Source organism: Methanosarcina mazei S-6 (assembly GCF_000970205.1).
GTDB lineage: Archaea > Halobacteriota > Methanosarcinia > Methanosarcinales > Methanosarcinaceae > Methanosarcina > Methanosarcina mazei.
This window is the reverse complement of sequence record NZ_CP009512.1, coordinates 2,889,231-2,905,578: the sequence shown is the minus strand read 5'-3', so window position 1 is coordinate 2,905,578 and position 16,348 is coordinate 2,889,231. Positions and strand designations below refer to the sequence as shown.

The following is a 16,348-nucleotide window of genomic DNA, read 5'->3' as shown; positions in this document are numbered from 1 at the left end:
TTATGATAATTGATCCCCTGGAGCTATTTATTGTAATTATAACAGGAATCCTGGGTTCTTCTACTATAGCATATTATTTTTCCAGATTTCCTGGCTTGACACTTATTTTTATCTGAGTGAAAAGAGCAGTGCTCAAAAAGGTTAATCACCATTGGGCATTTATATAAACACCCAAAACAATTTTATACATACATGGCTAACATTAACTACTGTTTTTGCATTTTCCAGCGTATTTCAAACAGGCTCTGTAAAACCATCATGGCGAAAACTAATTTTAAAAATAAATATTATTACGGTACAGGCTTATAATGTAAAAACTAAAATAGTATGCTTGTAAAGAGTAAGGCAACTTAACTAATTAAAAGAGTTTCTTTCGAAAGCTCAGACAGGAATATAATAAAAACGAAGCGGTATAATTCATAATAAAGATCAGCTCCCCGGGCAGGATGCTTTCATAAAATGATTGAGGAAACATGCAGACTCTGGTTATATGCATAGACAGGGATAATGATCTCGGCGAAAAAGCAAAAATGGTAACTCCTATTGTAGGGAGGGAGGCAAATATCCAGGCAGCTGTTGCACTCGGAATTGCCGATCCCGAGGATTCGGATACAAATACTATTTTCGGAGGGATCCGTATCCTTGATGAGCTTCGGGCAAAAGGAGTTGATGCTGAGATCGTCTCTTTTGCAGGGGACAAGAATGTTGGAGTAATCTCTGACCAGAAAATTGCCGAACAGCTCGAGCTCTATCTCCAGATGAACGAGGTGCAGAGAGCGGTCTTTGTTTCTGACGGGGCTGAGGACGAGACTCTTGTACCTATAGTTCAGTCCAGAATGAAAATCGATTCCGTGAAGCGGATTGTCGTTATGCAGAGTGCAAACCTGGAAAGCACTTATTATATCCTCAAACACGCTTTCAGTGACCCAAAAATCTCCCAGACTTTCTTTGTGCCCCTTGGGCTTGCTTTTCTTATATACGCCATCTTCCTGCTTGCCCGCTATCCCGAAGGGGCAATTGTGGGAATTCTCGCGGCTGTAGGGCTGTACATGCTTTACAGGGGCTTCGGGCTTGATGATATTGTTGCCCTTGAAAAAGAAAAGCTCTGGGATGATTTCCTTGAGCAGAGGATGGTTTTCATCAGCTACACTGCTGCCCTGCTTGTCAGTCTTGTAGCAACAGTATATGGAGCTATGGAAGTCTGGAAGTTATATTCTGCAGAAGGGGTCTGGTACCACGGTACCCTTACTCTTATCTCAGTTTTCGTCAATGTCTCCATCTGGTGGTATGCAGTAGCTCTGCTGCTCGCTAACATGGGAAAGATCTTCGATCTTAAAACAGATGGCAGGCCCATTTATAGAAATATTTCAATTTCTCTCTTCGTGATTGCAACAGGTCTGCTCTTCTGGGGAGCCAGCACATATATCCTGGCAGCGGCTTCCATATCTGATGGAGTGTTAGGCGATCCTACCCTTGCACTGCAGTACTTCGTTTATTCGATCGCTGTTTCCATTCTCATTGCCCTTGCAGGGATAAAATATTCCCTTTCAAACCAGACCCCGGAAAACGAGAAGAGTGTGAGAGGAAGAAAAAGTAAAAAGATCGCATGAACCTGTGTCCCATCAGCCGGAAATTATGAATTTTCATTAAAAACGCAGGAACGGAGACCCAAAAATGGATAAGATAGATGAGATTGCAGAAATTGCAGTTCTCGGAGGTGTGGGTTTTAACTCACACAGGGACTGCGAAAATTATCCTGTAAAGACTCCCTATGGGAGTGTTACTGCATATATTACCCGCATAAATGGAAAAGATATTGCAATAATTCCCAGACACGCTAAAGAAGTTCATATTCCTCCTCACAGGGTCAACTACAGGGCAAATATATGGGCTGTGCGTTCCCTCGGAGTAAAACGTGTAATTTCCACAAATTCGGTCGGGTCAATGCGCGGGCACCCTGCAGGCAGTTTTGTCGTGCTTGACGATTTCATAGATTTTACCCGCAGCAGGCCTTCTACTTTTTATGATGATAATACCGTGCATGTTGATGTCGCTGAACCTTACTGCCCTGAAATTAAGGAAGCCCTCAAATATTCCCTGAATAAACACGGTTTTTCTTACACCGAAGGGATCTACGCCTGCACGGAAGGCCCTCGTTTTGAAACCAGGGCTGAAATACGCATGATGAGCCAGTTCGCAGACGTTGTTGGTATGACCGGTATACCCGAGGTGGTCCTTGCAAAAGAACTCGGCCTTTGCTACGCTTCCCTTGCCATTGTTACAAACCAGGCATGTGGGATGACAACACAAAAATTAACAGCAGACGAAGTGACAGAAGTTGTCGGAAAAGCTCAGGACTCGATCTCCGAAATCATCTCTGAAACAATCAGAAATATTCCTGAGACAAGGAAATGCATGTGCAGATTTGCAAAGGAAGGAGCCTGCCTTTAATATTTTTGAGAATAAGTTGATATATGCACCGGCATGAAACTAACCAGAATCTGATTGAAAGTATCAGCCTGAAATCTCAACCTTATTCTTAACTTCCTTCTTTCTCCGGCCTGGCTACTTTCCGGCTGAATTCATTAAACCGGAGTTTCTGTTCGAAATCATTTTCCTGTTCATCTTAACCGATTCTCCGGTTCTGCCCAATCTGCTGCGCTCAAAAAATTAAGATTTTTAATGTTTCGAACTAAACACAACGATTATTATATAATAATTAAGTAATAAATTATAAATATAATAGATGTAATATATGGAGATGCGATGGAGTTGCCTGAAAGGTGTTAGCAAATGCATAATTAACACACAGCAGGAGAAAACACACAGCATAAAAATACATAGCATAATTAATGCACAGCAGGAGAAAACACACAGCATAAAAATACATAGCATAATTAATGCACAGCAGGAGAAAATACACAGCAGGAAAATCATGTTGTATGCTCTGAAAAATGTGTTTTCCGCAAACTATTAAGAGCTGCTGCATCTTTTTCTCTAAGCCTGCAGCATCCATGTAACTATATAGTATATCTCAATTTTTACACGTGCTTTTAAGGTTCCGGATGTCAAAATTAAGACGTCAGGTCGGCAGAGAAATGTTATCTTTGAATTCCGAAAGGAAGCTTACTTATACCATTCACATATCAGGATAAACAATGACACTATGGGTCCTCGGTTACGCCGAAAAATCAAAAGTTATAGTAATGACAATAAAAGACCGGTTGAAGCAGCCTCTTTCCGTGGCCGAGCTCCATATAAAGGAAAGTTACAAAGGTCCACGTCCTCATAAAATAAGGGTTCTTACCGGCAAAAAGAATGAGGAATTTATTCCTCCCCAGCAGTTCATAGAGCTTTTAAGAAGTGCAAACAGGATCATGCTGGCAGAAGGAGGGGACCCTTCAAATGAAGAAGCATTCCTTGAAATGCTTAAAGGATTTCAGCTCAGTGCAGATAGGGTAAAGATTTGCAAACACTGCTGGATCAATAAGCGTTTCAATTTCGTAAACAGCAAGTCAATCAGGTACCATGATGAACTTATCTGTGAAGACTGCGCAAAAGAAGAACTCCTGCGTGCAGTTCGTTCAGCAGGCGCACAGTACGGAGAAAAATCTGTAGATTTTCTTGAACAGGTTCTCCATAAGACCCGGGACCTTGACCGGACAATCCGTATGCTGAGCCCTGAGAGGCTGGACCCTGAGTTCACAAGGTATGATACTATCAGGACAACACCTTCAGAAGCCAGAGTCAGGATAAGGGACCTGCCCCTTGCAAAAAAATTCAAAGAAATGCTTCTTGAAAAATCCGAAACCCTGCTTCCTGTGCAGGGACTGTCCATAGAAGCCGGGCTTCTGGAAAGGAAAAACCAGTTTGTGGTTTCTGCAACCGCAACCGGGAAAACTCTTATAGGGGAAATGGCAGGAGTCCAGAACCTTTTGAATAAAAAAGGGAAAATGCTCTACCTTGTCCCTCTTGTAGCCCTGGCAAACCAGAAGTATGACCAGTTCACAGAGCGTTATTCAAAGCTCGGGCTTACAACTTCCATCAAAATTGGCGCAATTCTCATAAAGACTTCCCAGCGCGTGAAAATGCGGACAAGCCCGAATGCCGATATCATTGTGGGGACCTATGAAGGCGTGGACCACATGCTCCGTTCGGGAAATGCTGATTTTCTCGGTAAAATTGGGACTGTTGTTATAGACGAGGTACACACCCTTGAAGACCAGGAAAGAGGGCACAGGCTTGACGGGCTTATAGGTAGGCTTCGTTATGTGGCTCCTGAAGCCCAGTTTATCTATCTCTCGGCAACCGTTGCAAATCCTGCAGGATATGCAAAGAAGCTCGGAGCACAGCTTATTCGCTATGAGCACAGGCCTGTTCCTATAGACCGTCATCTCCTTTTCTGCCAGGACAGTGAAAAGGCAAAACTGATCTCCCAGCTTGCAAAAGAAGAGTATTCAATGTTCTCTTCGAAAAATCACAGGGGACAGACAATAGTTTTTACGAATTCCAGGAGAAACTGCCATAAACTGGCAGGAGCACTTTCTATCCGGGCTTCTCCCTATCACGCAGGGCTTTCTCAGTATGAAAGGAAAAAGGTAGAAACCCTTTTTGCAAAAGGAGAACTTCCTGTAATCGTGACCACTGCCGCCCTTGCAGCTGGAGTGGATTTCCCGGCTTCTCAGGTTATTTTCGAATCCCTTGCAATGGGCATAGACTGGATTTCGGTCCAGGACTTCCTGCAGATGAGCGGAAGAGCAGGCAGACCTGATTATCACGATCGGGGAGTTGTAGTCCTCATGCCGGTTCCGGGGAAATCATATTCAAGCGCACAGTCCGATACTGAAGAAGAGGTTGCAATCAAGTTATTGCAGGGAGAGATGCTTTCTGCAGGGGTTGAATACGGGGAAGCCGAACAGCTTGAAGAGGTGCTTGCTTCAGTTGCAGTTACTTCTTCGGTCCAGGATTTAAGGGGTATCCATTCTCTTATGTTTGGAAGCTTTGACCTCGACAGGCTGGTTTCTCGCCTTCAGAGCTACAGGTTCATTGAGAAAAAGGGAGCCAAAATCTCACTGACCAGGTTCGGAAAAATTATTTCAGCTCATTTCCTTCCGGTTTCCAAAGCTTTCCTTATCCGGGATGCCGTACTTGAGGACAACAACCCGATAAAAATTGCAACCAACCTGGAATTTTTCGATGCTGCATACTTCAAGTACTCAAACCAGATCGGAAGTTCCCTGCATGTTAATATGCCATCCAGGGTCTTTCAGGGGGCAGCTCTTGATATTGTCTTTGATGGTGAATCCCTGTCCCAGCTCGACATAAAAATAAGGGAACTTATGCTGAACTTTGCCTCTGACTTTTTAACATGCGGATGCAGGGATTCCCCTTATTGCGGATGCGCAGAGCAGAAATTTTCAGAGAAGATTATCCGGCTGCGTATGGAAGGCAATGATCCCTCCCAGATCATCAGGACCCTTGAAGATAAGTACGGAATATCGGCATATCAGGGAGATGTTTTCGGATACCTGGACAATGCAGTGCGTAACCTTGACGCCATTGAGCTGATTGCAAGGGTTCATTCGAAAAGGGAAGTTGCAGAAAATGCAAAGAAACTTAAAAAGAAAGTTCAGGGCTGAAATATTTGCAACAGCATTTGCAGACCAGTGATTTATAAGTGATGAAGATAAATATTCCTGTTTATACCGGGAAAAATAGCTTACAAGGATAAAATGCCGGCATCGTGGCAAATACCGGAGCCCGGACGCGGGGTTCTGATACGAATAAACTACAGAGAAGCACAGAGGAGATTTTTATGGCCGAAGATGTTGAATCCAGAGAAAATATTGAAAGCGCAGCTTCTAAAAAAGGAAAAAAGAGTATTACAATTGAGTTTATAAAGCCTGATGATTTCAAGCAAATATATGCGATAGGAGCTGCTGGCGGGCACAGCCCTTACGATTTCAGGATCGGTTTTTACAATGATACGCCCAAGATGTTCGGGGACTCTTCAGAGTCCAGAGTTATTGAAAGGCGCGTTGAGGCAGAAGTTATACTCTCTCCAGTTGCAGCCCTTGAACTGAACCGCTGGCTGACGCAGCACATCAACGAATACGAATCCGTTTTCGGGCCTATCGCAAGAGCAATTCCAAGAACTCCCAGAAAAGAGCCAGCAAAATCTGTTGACGAAAGCACCAATATTCAGGGTTATATATAAGCAAAATTATTTTAATAAATACCGTGGTTAATGATGTGAGAGTCCCTGCCGAAAAGCTGGGTTTTAAGTGTCAGGAATTAATTCTATCCTATGTACTATCTAAAAATAGGAATGCAGTGCTTTTCCTATTTTTAACTTACCTCCTTTTCGGTACAGGTTCATCTCAGTTTTAATCAGTCATATTTGATCTAATGTTTGAGAGGCTCAAATGTTCTCTTTACACACTCCCGGCATCGATGGTTATATATCTCTGAAAAGGATATGTAAATTCAGTTTTCTTAAGAGCCGGTGGAGTGATAGTTCGGAATGTTTTTTCAGTTGCTGGCAGGAAGCAGCTGATAAAGGCAGCAGGCTTATTGTAAATCTGTATAGTGCCCTGACACAATTTGCCCTGCCCGGCTTTGGAAAAAGAGAAGCATTACCCGGGAGTACGGGGAACCGAAAATTCAGAACAAATCAGCGAGGGTTTAAATTTGTTCCCAAATAAAAAAGTTCAGAAAATTGTTGGATCAAGGATCCAGGTAGAAATGAAAGGCGACCTTAATTTGCTTGAAGGCACTCTGAAGAGCGTGGACGACTACATGAATCTTCATCTTGTTGATACGATGGAGATAGTTAAAGGGGAAAAAGTCCGCTCCCTTGGTTCTGTAGTGCTTCGGGGCAATAATATCATACTGATCACTCCTGTCGAAGACTGAAACGTCTGAAGAAGGAACCTCATTAGTGTGTGGAAGCAGGCATGGATCTTGAAGAAGAAGCATATAACATAATACGAAGACATAAAGACGGCGTTTTCCAGAACGTTATCTGGAAAGAGCTGGATATCGACAGCAGGAAATGCTCCAGAATCATAAAAAAGCTTCTGGACAAAGACCTTATTATCCGTGAAGTGGGAGTCTCAAACGGAGCAAGGACATACCTCCTTAAAGCAAAAGAGGAGGTTAAGGAAAAATACGATCTTCTGCTCTCCGGGGATATGTTTTCAGCCTGCACAGGCTGTACCGGGGACTGCGAGCCCGAGTACTGCGGAAGACTCAGTGAATGGATCGGAAACCTTATGGTGGAAGAAGCTGAGGAAGCCGGAGAAGTCGAAGAAGCCGAAGATATGGATGTAGAAGCTGAAGATGAGGACAAATTTAAAGAAGAGATCTAAACAAAATCTGGCATAAGCAAAACTGATAATGTGTGAACTTATAATTTCTAAGAGGCCTGAAAGGTCTGAAAAAATCTGGACAGATCTGGACAGATCCTGGATAACACATCCTCAGAACTCTCTTCACTCGATAACTATTTATACGAGAAACCCTTATTGAAGAACCCCCTTCAATAAGGGGAATAAAGTCCGCTTAAAAAACACTCAAATGCTCCGGTAGTGTAGTCCGGCCAATCATTCCGGCCTTTCGAGCCGAAGACTCGGGTTCGAATCCCGGCCGGAGCACCATAATTATTCAGTTCCTTTTTAACTGTTAGTTAAATGTTTTGAAAACTCTTTATTTTACTTTGATTCAATTTTCTTTATTTTACTTTGATTCAATTTTCTTTATTTTACTTTGATTCAATTCTCCTTATTTTACCTTGATTCAATTTTATTTTCGTTTTCATTATCTGTTTTCTATTTTAGTTCTGATTTATTTTCATTATCTGGTTTTGATTTTAGTTCTAATCTTATTTTCAATATCTGGTTTTAATTTTAGCTCTGATTTTGTTTACCTTGATTCTGTTTAATCTCAATTTTGTTTAACCCCGATTTTGATTTAATTTTGTTACATCCCGATGTTACCGCGCATTTCCAGATTTCTGAGCCATAAACAGGCAGCTCTGGCTAAATATTTTTATTCTTTTATGTTTAACCTGGTAAAAAACTTGAGCCATTGCCCTGAAAATTGTATCTGAAATCTTGTTTTAGCTGGCAGACTGCACCAGAAGATTACGGAGAAGGGACAGATTTATATATTGCCAGGTATATTGTTGGTCTCGCTGTGAGATGCGATGTGCTCCGGTAGTGTAGTCCGGCCAATCATTCCGGCCTTTCGAGCCGAAGACTCGGGTTCGAATCCCGGCCGGAGCACCAAATTATTTTCTCTTTTCCAATACGTTTTTTTGCAATGTGAAAAGCAGATTTTTTGGATATTTTTACTGTAGGATTCTTTATAATTTTACTTCAGCCTCTTCAGTCCTGAACTTTTACACAAGTATAACCGCACATCACTGTTTTTACACAAATATAATCGCCCACCAATCTTTTCCTTTTATTCTTTGCATGTATGAAGTGCCAACTGGTCAAACCTTCATCATTCAGGTTCTTCCAACGATGCGCCGGTGGAATTCTTTTATTTCCTGGATTTTTTCCAGGTTCTGTTCCTCATCAAGAATTCCTGCTGTACTCAGAAGTTCCAGTTCCTTTTTTCCTTCAGCTCCGGCACTTTCCATCGAATATTCCAGCGCAAGTACCCGAAGAGTTTCAAGAGCCCACACAGCCTGGACAAGCGCATTTTTTGAGCCTTTCTGAGAAAATGCCCTCCCCGTTTTTCCGATTGCCTGAATCACGTCTTTTACCCTGAGTTCATCCTTTTTCCTTGCGGCAGCAGTGCCAAGTGTCTCAAAGAGGATTGCAGCCCCTACAGCATTGTTCTCCATTGCTTTTTCGGCTGATAAAACTCCTATCTCTCCTAGAAGATTTAGAGAAATGTTCCATGTGACGGAGAGTTTTTCTTCCATTGCTTTCATGGACAGCTGCATAAGATAGACCTCTGAAAGTCCTGTAAGGACCTCCATTTTTTTCTTTGAAGAAGCTTTCCCGACATTTGCCAGAGATTCTGCTGCGCTTTTTGCGGCTGCATCCATGCCCTTTCCTCCAAACTCGAGTGCAAGGCTTCCGAGAACAGACAGCGCTTTTAATGCAAGAGACTCCCTTTCCTCATACACAGCCTCAACAGCAACTTCTCCAAGAGAGCTAACTGAGGATATTGACGCTTCTTCCATTCTTTTTTGTGCAGCCTCCCTGCCTATGTCTCCCATTGCAATTATGAGAGCTTTTGCGTCAAGTTCGTGTTCCGCAGTAATGTCCAGATGTACCAGATATACTGCAAAGTCCCTCAGGCTGCTAAAAGCTTTTATTACCCCTTCTGTATCCCCGTCATAGGCACTTCTTAACCCCTCTTCAATCATCCTGACTTCAGCCAGTTCACGTTCATCTGCAAAAGACATGCAACACCCCGGAGAATAGTCAGTGTTAGTTATGTCCTGTCTCATGATTAGTCTTTCCTATCCTGTTTGTTCTCCTTAAAATCCTTTAAGGTTACAGGATCAGGGCTACTGGAGCAGGAATCTCTTCTGGACGGTATCAAAACCCGCAAATTTCGGGAGTCAGAAACGTGGGGAAAAAGTGCAAAAATAGGCAATAAAGCGTAAAGTACATATACTAATGTACATTATTATCCCCTATTGTACTATGCTGTGGTATCAACTTGTCCGGCCTAAAAGTTCGCTGAATTTAGCTGATTGAACCCCTTAAAGGATTTACGATATTCAACTGATCTTTCAACTAATATGTGGTGTTTATGGATTCAGGAAAGTTCTCCTGATAATAAAATAGGTAGATGGTTTTTATGAAATCTCAGGATATTGCTGTTGTTGGAATTTTACTCGCAGTCGGTGCGATAGTTCGATATTTATCCCTTGTAATCCCTGGACCAATTGTCTCAAATCTCGTAATAGCATTTTACTGTCTTGCCATTATACTTGTCATACCTGCGTTCACTGAAGTAATAGGTATAGGAATTGTAGCAGGAATAGTCTGTGCCCTCCTGAGCCATTCTATCTTTCCGCCTGCAAACCTTATCAGTGAACCGATTGGTGCAGTAACCTGCCTGGCAATATACAAAACACTTATGGGAAGGCTCTCAGTCGCCCCTGCAATTTCAACCCTTCTCGGGACCCTTGCCAGCGGGATAAGTTTCGTAGCTATTGCAATGTTCATGGTCGCTCCTGCAATTCTGACCAAATACGACACTATGGGGGCTTTTGTAATAGCTATTGTTCCTATTGTAGGCTTGACCGCAATTGCGAACGCAATTATTGTCCAGATTCTCTATGTTCCTGCTTCAAAGGTACTTTCCAGGGGGAAAGCATAAAACATGATCGAGCTCAGGAACTTGTCTTATACATACGGGACAGCGGAAGAACCCTCCCTGAAAAATATAAATCTGAAAGTTAAAAAAGGAGAACTGCTCCTTGTTACAGGGCACAGTGCAGCCGGAAAAACCACCCTTGCCCTTGCAATGGCAGGAATCCTCCACCACGAGATCGGAGGCAAAATTGAAGGAAACCTCAGCTTCAAAAACAGGGACATAAAAGAGTTTGACGGAATAAAAGAGTTAAGCCGGCATACAGGGATGGTTTTTGATGATGCGGAGTCCCAGCTGATCTTTACAACCGTTGAAGAAGAGATCCTTTCAGGGCTCGAAAACCGGGGATACTCTGGAAAAGAGATTCAGCGCAGGTTAAATGAGGTAATGGAGCTCTGTGAAATCGGTCACCTGAAAGAGAGGGCTCCTCATACGCTGTCCGGCGGGCAGAAGCAGAAAGTAGCCCTTGCTGCAACTCTTGCCCTGGATACCGAAGTCCTGATCCTTGATGAAGCTACTGCCGAACTGGACACAGAAGCAGTAAGAAAAGTGTTTTCTGTCCTTAAAAGGCTCAAAGAAGCAGAAAAGACAATTATAATCGTGGACCACAATATAGAGGATTTCCTTGAAATTGGGGACAGGGTTGTGCTCCTTGAAAAAGGGGAAATAAAAGCCATAAAAAGTCCTGCGGATTTTGCAGCCGTTTCTGAAGATACTGATCTAACTTCCAAAAGCAGCAAGAAGGAGTATTCCTGCTCTCAAAAAGAGAGGCAGCCTGTTATTTCTATAAAAAACCTGACACAACGCTATGGAGAATTCAATGCTCTTGATAACCTTGACCTTGAGATCAGGTCAGGAGAACTCGTTGCAATCCTCGGGGAAAACGGTTCAGGAAAGACCACTCTTGTCAAACACCTTAATGGCCTCCTGCGCCCTTACTCCGGAAACGTGTCAGTAAAAGGGCTCAACACTTCCCTTACTCCTGTTAATGAGCTTGTAAAACACACGGGCCTGGTCTTCCAGAACCCTGACAATATGCTTTTTGAAGATACGGTTGAAGCTGAAGTGGCTTTCGGGCTAAACAATATCGGAATAACCGGCTCTGAGGCAGGCGATGCTATTGCCCGTTCCCTTGAACTCGTGAACCTGAAAGGCAAAGAGAAAGTGTTTCCACGCCACCTGAGCCGTGGAGAGAGGCAAAGGCTTGCTGTTGCCTGTGTAATTGCAATGAGACCTGAACTGATTATCCTTGATGAGCCCACAACAGGACTGGATGCGGAAGAGTCGGACAGGATGATGCAGCTTATGAAAAGGCTCCAGCTTGAAGGCCACACAATATTGATGGTAACTCACAACATGCAGATAGTAAAAGACCATGCTGAAAGAGTCATTCGCATGGCTTCCGGAAAGATAGTGGAAGATTCGGCGAATGGAGCCTGTAATTCTTTTAAAAGAAACATCAAATGCGTTGAAGAAAAGTGCGCCGAAGGGGGAGCAATAGTATGAAAGAAATTATGCAATATATTAACAGTGACAGCTTTTTGCACAGAATGAATCCGCTTTCAAAAATTGCTGCCGTTACAGGGATAATAGTCCTCAGCGTCTTTACCACAGACTCTTATGTTCTTGGACTTCTGGTTCTTGGGATTTTTCTTGCTTCCCTGAAAGCCGGGCTCCACCAGGAACTTTTGAGGCAGCTCAAACTTCTTGTGTTTTTAAGCCTGACTCTTATACTGCTCACAATTTTTACTCTTAAAAGTGGGGATTCCATCGGATACCTGATTCCAACCGGTACTCTTTCTGCCGCAGGGATGGTTCCTGTTACAACAGGAGCTCTGGACTTCGGGACTGTGCTGTCCCTGCGCTTCTTTGCAATGCTCTTTGCTTTCCAGCTCCTTGTGGTTACGACAAAACCAAGCGACCTCATGAAAGCCCTCATGGAGATCCACGTCCCCGTGGACTATGTGCTCATGTTCGTTATAGCTCTCCGTTTTATTCCAAGCCTCCAGGTCGAAGGCCAGCGCATTCACGAAGCCCAGCTTGCCAGAGGCTACAATCCTGGAAAAGGAGTACGTGGAAAGATCAGGAGCCTAAAGCCAGTTCTTATTCCTCTTGTGGCAAACTCCCTTGGAAGGACTCAGGTTCTTGGACTGACAATGGATATGAGAGGATATAGAAGCCGGCAGAGTACTGAAAAACACAAAAGGCTTTCCTGGAACAGGACAGACGTGGCAGCAGTCGGATTTGTGACTCTTATGGGAATAGGAGTTCTTGTAACAGGAATCATGTAATTTCGTGAAACGGAGGACTTTCGGTTAACAGGTCAATATTAATCAAACCTGACCCGGTCAATATCAATCAAACCTGAATTTTTACAAACAGCATGAAAAAAGAAAGGAAAAAAGAAAGAACAGGCACCGTAATAAAGAAAAAAGAACCGAATGAAAGTCTTTCAGTTCTGTTTTCTTAAAATAAGAGATCCCAGAAAACCTGTTACCGAAAGCAGTGCTATCACCACAAGTACTTTAATAATTCCTCTGCCTGTTATTCTGTCAGCAGCATGTCCTGCTGTTGAGGGGGCTTCCGGTTCCGAACCGCTTTCATTCACAGACATTGCTGAAATCACAGGGAAATCAGCGTTTTGTTTACCCGACAGTTTTCCGAATAACTCTTCCATTACTTCAGCCGAACTCCTGACAGGCGGGACTATAGAGGACTTCAGGGCATTTTCTATAGTTTCATTCTCCCCGGAAGGGGCAGTTATGACGAAATGCGAGAATCCTTCAGTTTGAGCTTCGAAATAGCTGTATCTGTCATCTTCCCCCGACTGGCGGATAGAAAGTTCTTCCCATTCCCCACTGCTTAACCTCCAGAGCCTGACCGAAGCCGGATCTACATCATTCAAAGTAATCCAGCTCTTTTCAACCCTGAAACCCACAACAGCGTTTTCAATATTTTCAGGATCTGCAGTACCTTTATTTCCTACCCAGATATTCACATTTTCATAGATCTTTCCTGCAGGAAGGTCAGGCACACGTGTGGATTTGTTCTTCAACATCTCAACAATGGTTGTGGTTTTTCCTGCGGTACGCCTGGAATTAAAAGCTACATGAGTTACACAGGTTGCATTTCTCGGGAAGGCGAATTTCGCATATTTACCGCTGGTAATATATTGCTGTGAAAGTTCCTTTATTCTGACATTGCTTGCAGGCTCAGGAGAACCTCCACCTCCGCCCCCGCCACCACTGGAAGATGATTTACCTCCGCTTTTGCCTGAGGAGGTTGACGGAGTCAAACTCTTTACGCTGAATGACACTGATTTTTCGTTATTCTCTTCCACTGATTCCGAAACCTGATTTTCCTCATCCACAACTGCTTTTACATCTATATTCCCGGGGGCAGTCGGGATCCAGCTAAATATAATTGAAGTGCTGGAGCGGGCTTCAAGTTCCGGAAGAGAATAAGAGTATGCCTCGTTTCCATTGATGTAGCATTTCACCTTACATGCTTCAGAAGGCCCGGAACCCCGGTTTGCAGATGTAATACTGAAGGTTATGTTATCATTCACATAGGGGTCTGCAGGAGACCATGATATATTTTCTATTACCAGGTCTGAAGGTATAGGCTTTCTGGAGATAGTCCCGCTGATGATCTGTTCGGCATCACCGAGACTCTCATGGTCTGCAGAAGCCCAGAGGATGCAGAGAGTAAGTGGTAATCCTGTAGTATTGACAGGTATCCACTGGTTTGAGAATATTCCGTCACTGGCTGTGATGTCCTCATGTGTCCCGTCATCAAATAACTGAAGTTCGGGATCTCCGTTGCTGAAATTAGCTTTAATAAATTTGAATCCAGAACTCTGAACCGGGCTTCCGGAATTATTCGTGATACGGACAGTTATCAGTTCTGGAGTTCCCTGGCTTGCAGCAAAATTCAGATCCGGGGAGAGTATCTCCATGTGGAGATATTCCGGATTCACTTCTGTATCATTATCAGAGTCATCTGAAGATGAATCATCCTGAGAATCTTCATCACCGCTTTCGGAATAATCTATTTCCTGAATATAAGAATTAGAATCGGAAGAGAAGGCAATCTTCTGACCGTTCGGGTTCCATGAAAAATCATGAATGCCCTCAAAGCCTTCTGTTAGTTCCTCTTCTTTATCCCCGTTAGAACTCATGATCCAAATGCTGCTATGCCCTGTCCTGTCGGATATGAATATTATTTTACTTCCATCCGGTGAAAAACAGGGAGAGTAATCTTTTGAGTTATCATCAGTGAGCTGTATTTTCTCGCTTCCGTCAGTATTTACGGAGTATATATCAGAGTTCCCATTCTCGTTTGAAGAATAAAGTATTCTCGAGCCGTCAGGAGACCATACTTCTGACTGCCATGACTGGATTTGCTGCCTTATTTCTCCTCTGACAAGGAATACAGGTTCAGAACTCTCCAGGTCAGCCAGATATATCCCGGTTTGCCCATCTTCAGAGTACGCGGCATTGAATGCCATTCCGGACGAATCCGGAGCCCATGCTAAAGCTGAGATTTCAGCAAAACTTGCAACTATCTGTTCATTTGACCCATCAGGGTTTAAAGTTACCAGTCTGTCAAATCCGTTATGATCACTGGAAATGTAAGCAATTCTGGAGCCGTCAGGAGACCAGGCACAGCCGGAGATTCCCGAAAAGTTTCTTCCATAGCTCTTTTTTACCAGTTCAAAATTGTCTGAACCGTCGGAATTCATGATATAGAGATAAAAATCGTCAGCTGCCTCATAGCTGTATAAAATTTTCATGCCGTCAGGTGACCATACATGGTTTCCTTCATCGTAATAAAAGTCAGTTAGCCGGATTTCTGATGAATCATTAAGGTCAATTTTGTAAATATCCAGTCCGTAATCAGTATCGTCCTGTATTACGGGATTGTTACGGATGAAAAGAATTTCGCCTCCGTTCGGAGACCAGACAGGAATTGATGCGTTCTCTGCCAGTCCAATAAGTCCAGTCCCGTCATCCGGTCCGGAAGATACCGGATAAGGAGACACAAATAACAGGGAAAGCACCATAAAAGAACTTAATAGTTTTAGAAATATTCTCATAACCTACCCCCGAGAATAAAACTATAGTGAAACAACTATGGTGAATTAAGAAGATTTACTACAGTTATCTGAAATAATGTCTAAGAAAATTATATATCTAACAGAAATATTCTTCCTAATAAATAATATGAAACTAATGTCAGCTAACTGTTAGATTGTGAATAAGTCACTCCAAATTCGAGAATAGTCTTTTTTTAATGTCTCACCTAATTAGGGTATTGAAACCTGTGTTTCAGATTAACAGGTATTAAAAAATCATTTAAAAAAGATCTGAAAAATAAAAGTTTAAAAAATAATCTAAAAACAATAATATTTGAACTATAATTTCTTTAAATGAAAAGTCTCAGAATTCTTATTTTGTTAGACCTTTGCTTTCTGTTTATGTTCTTTCTTTTCTGCAGCTTTTCCGGTTTCACAGAAGTAAAGGTTTTGCAGCCTGTATTTTTTGTAAATAGGACATGAAGGGCAGTTGCAGCTTTTTTTCGAAACTGTTTCCTGAGAACATCCCCGTGCACAGAAAAGTAATGGCTCAGGAGGGAAAGGCAGACTCGGGCAGGTTCCACAGTATTCCATACAGATAAGGAGGTTTTCAGGAGTATCATCCACCACCTGTCCTGTTTGTGCCTGCTGGAAATATTCTGGAGTTTCAGTGAAATGAGAAGTCTCCAGAGACCCGGACTTATGGCATTCATCCTTTTTGTCTGCCGTATTTCTGTCTTCTTCCTGAAAACATAATGATTTTCTGGATCTGTTACCCGGGACCATAAGCTCTCCTTTAAAGGAGTTTAAGTATTCTGGTATGCCGATTCTGTTAAAGAGTATAAAAATGTTCAAACAAGATCTGTTCTTTTAAGTTTTGAAATGTTCTTTTAAGTTTTGAAATTTTATGCCATTGTTATGTCGTTA

Annotated in this window: 12 protein-coding genes and 2 tRNA genes; 11 read left to right on the top strand and 3 right to left on the bottom strand. The window is 42.7% G+C overall.

Translation table 11 applies throughout. The features are described from left to right. Positions 1–473: 473 nt before the first annotated feature. The 8 genes from MSMAS_RS12410 (at position 474) to MSMAS_RS12365 (ending at position 8,288) form a co-directional block, all read left to right on the top strand. Complete coding sequence (locus tag MSMAS_RS12410; RefSeq protein WP_048046584.1) at positions 474–1,610, top strand: DUF373 family protein; 1,137 nt, start codon at positions 474–476, stop codon at positions 1,608–1,610. A gap of 64 nt (positions 1,611–1,674) precedes the next feature. Beyond that, on the top strand, positions 1,675–2,451 hold the full coding sequence (gene mtnP / locus MSMAS_RS12405) for an S-methyl-5'-thioadenosine phosphorylase (protein ID WP_011034303.1): 777 nt from the start codon (positions 1,675–1,677) through the stop codon (positions 2,449–2,451). Positions 2,452–3,158: 707 nt separating this feature from the next. Then, positions 3,159–5,639: a DUF5814 domain-containing protein gene (locus tag MSMAS_RS12395; RefSeq protein ID WP_011034304.1), complete on the top strand. Its 2,481-nt coding sequence runs from the start codon at positions 3,159–3,161 to the stop codon at positions 5,637–5,639. Between the two features lie 176 nt (positions 5,640–5,815). Continuing rightward, positions 5,816–6,217 carry a DUF3467 domain-containing protein gene (locus tag MSMAS_RS12390; protein ID WP_011034305.1) on the top strand — a complete coding sequence of 134 codons (402 nt, stop codon included), beginning with the start codon at positions 5,816–5,818 and terminating at the stop codon, positions 6,215–6,217. Positions 6,218–6,690: 473 nt separating this feature from the next. Further along, positions 6,691–6,915 (top strand): LSM domain-containing protein, encoded by a 225-nt coding sequence (locus MSMAS_RS12380; protein ID WP_011034307.1) that lies wholly within the window; start codon positions 6,691–6,693, stop codon positions 6,913–6,915. A gap of 29 nt (positions 6,916–6,944) precedes the next feature. After that, positions 6,945–7,370, top strand: a complete 426-nt coding sequence (locus tag MSMAS_RS12375; protein WP_011034308.1) for a helix-turn-helix transcriptional regulator — start codon at positions 6,945–6,947, stop codon at positions 7,368–7,370. Positions 7,371–7,580: 210 nt separating this feature from the next. After that, a tRNA-Glu gene (locus MSMAS_RS12370) sits at positions 7,581–7,658 on the top strand. 552 nt (positions 7,659–8,210) lie between these two features. Then, positions 8,211–8,288, top strand: a tRNA-Glu gene (locus MSMAS_RS12365). A 224-nt stretch (positions 8,289–8,512) separates the two neighbouring features. On the opposite strand, the gene MSMAS_RS12360 is transcribed toward MSMAS_RS12365, so the two are convergent. Next, positions 8,513–9,424 carry a hypothetical protein gene (locus tag MSMAS_RS12360; protein WP_015412507.1) on the bottom strand — a complete coding sequence of 304 codons (912 nt, stop codon included), beginning with the start codon at positions 9,422–9,424 and terminating at the stop codon, positions 8,513–8,515. Positions 9,425–9,825: 401 nt separating this feature from the next. On the opposite strand from MSMAS_RS12360, the gene MSMAS_RS12355 reads away from it, so the two are divergent. The 3 genes from MSMAS_RS12355 to MSMAS_RS12345 are packed head-to-tail and all read left to right on the top strand — an operon-like array spanning position 9,826 to position 12,635. Next, positions 9,826–10,350 carry a tryptophan transporter gene (locus tag MSMAS_RS12355; protein WP_011034310.1) on the top strand — a complete coding sequence of 175 codons (525 nt, stop codon included), beginning with the start codon at positions 9,826–9,828 and terminating at the stop codon, positions 10,348–10,350. Positions 10,351–10,353: 3 nt separating this feature from the next. Continuing rightward, positions 10,354–11,850 carry an ABC transporter ATP-binding protein gene (locus tag MSMAS_RS12350; protein ID WP_011034311.1) on the top strand — a complete coding sequence of 499 codons (1,497 nt, stop codon included), beginning with the start codon at positions 10,354–10,356 and terminating at the stop codon, positions 11,848–11,850. Further along, the gene (locus MSMAS_RS12345; RefSeq protein ID WP_011034312.1) at positions 11,847–12,635 is read left to right on the top strand and encodes an energy-coupling factor transporter transmembrane component T family protein; all 789 of its coding nucleotides are present in this window, start codon (positions 11,847–11,849) and stop codon (positions 12,633–12,635) included. The genes MSMAS_RS12350 and MSMAS_RS12345 overlap by 4 nt, the downstream gene beginning before the upstream one ends. Positions 12,636–12,796: 161 nt before the next feature. Here MSMAS_RS12345 and MSMAS_RS12340 read toward each other — a convergent pair whose 3' ends face one another. Both MSMAS_RS12340 and MSMAS_RS12335 read right to left on the bottom strand, forming a co-directional pair. Next, complete coding sequence (locus MSMAS_RS12340) at positions 12,797–15,442, bottom strand: PGF-pre-PGF domain-containing protein (protein ID WP_048038483.1); 2,646 nt, start codon at positions 15,440–15,442, stop codon at positions 12,797–12,799. A gap of 360 nt (positions 15,443–15,802) precedes the next feature. After that, positions 15,803–16,207 (bottom strand): DUF2769 domain-containing protein, encoded by a 405-nt coding sequence (locus MSMAS_RS12335; RefSeq protein WP_048046583.1) that lies wholly within the window; start codon positions 16,205–16,207, stop codon positions 15,803–15,805. Positions 16,208–16,348: the final 141 nt, after the last annotated feature.

What these genes read in the sequence shown, in the direction of transcription:
- MSMAS_RS12410 (WP_048046584.1), top strand. Translation starts at nt 474, where the DNA reads ATGCAGACTCTGGTTATATGCATAGACAGGGATAATGATCTCGGCGAA.
- mtnP (WP_011034303.1), top strand. Translation starts at nt 1,675, where the DNA reads ATGGATAAGATAGATGAGATTGCAGAAATTGCAGTTCTCGGAGGTGTG.
- MSMAS_RS12355 (WP_011034310.1), top strand. Translation starts at nt 9,826, where the DNA reads ATGAAATCTCAGGATATTGCTGTTGTTGGAATTTTACTCGCAGTCGGT.
- MSMAS_RS12395 (WP_011034304.1), top strand. Translation starts at nt 3,159, where the DNA reads ATGACACTATGGGTCCTCGGTTACGCCGAAAAATCAAAAGTTATAGTA.
- MSMAS_RS12335 (WP_048046583.1), bottom strand. Translation starts at nt 16,207, where the DNA reads ATGGTCCCGGGTAACAGATCCAGAAAATCATTATGTTTTCAGGAAGAA.
- MSMAS_RS12345 (WP_011034312.1), top strand. Translation starts at nt 11,847, where the DNA reads ATGAAAGAAATTATGCAATATATTAACAGTGACAGCTTTTTGCACAGA.
- MSMAS_RS12390 (WP_011034305.1), top strand. Translation starts at nt 5,816, where the DNA reads ATGGCCGAAGATGTTGAATCCAGAGAAAATATTGAAAGCGCAGCTTCT.
- MSMAS_RS12340 (WP_048038483.1), bottom strand. Translation starts at nt 15,442, where the DNA reads ATGAGAATATTTCTAAAACTATTAAGTTCTTTTATGGTGCTTTCCCTG.
- MSMAS_RS12360 (WP_015412507.1), bottom strand. Translation starts at nt 9,424, where the DNA reads ATGTCTTTTGCAGATGAACGTGAACTGGCTGAAGTCAGGATGATTGAA.
- MSMAS_RS12350 (WP_011034311.1), top strand. Translation starts at nt 10,354, where the DNA reads ATGATCGAGCTCAGGAACTTGTCTTATACATACGGGACAGCGGAAGAA.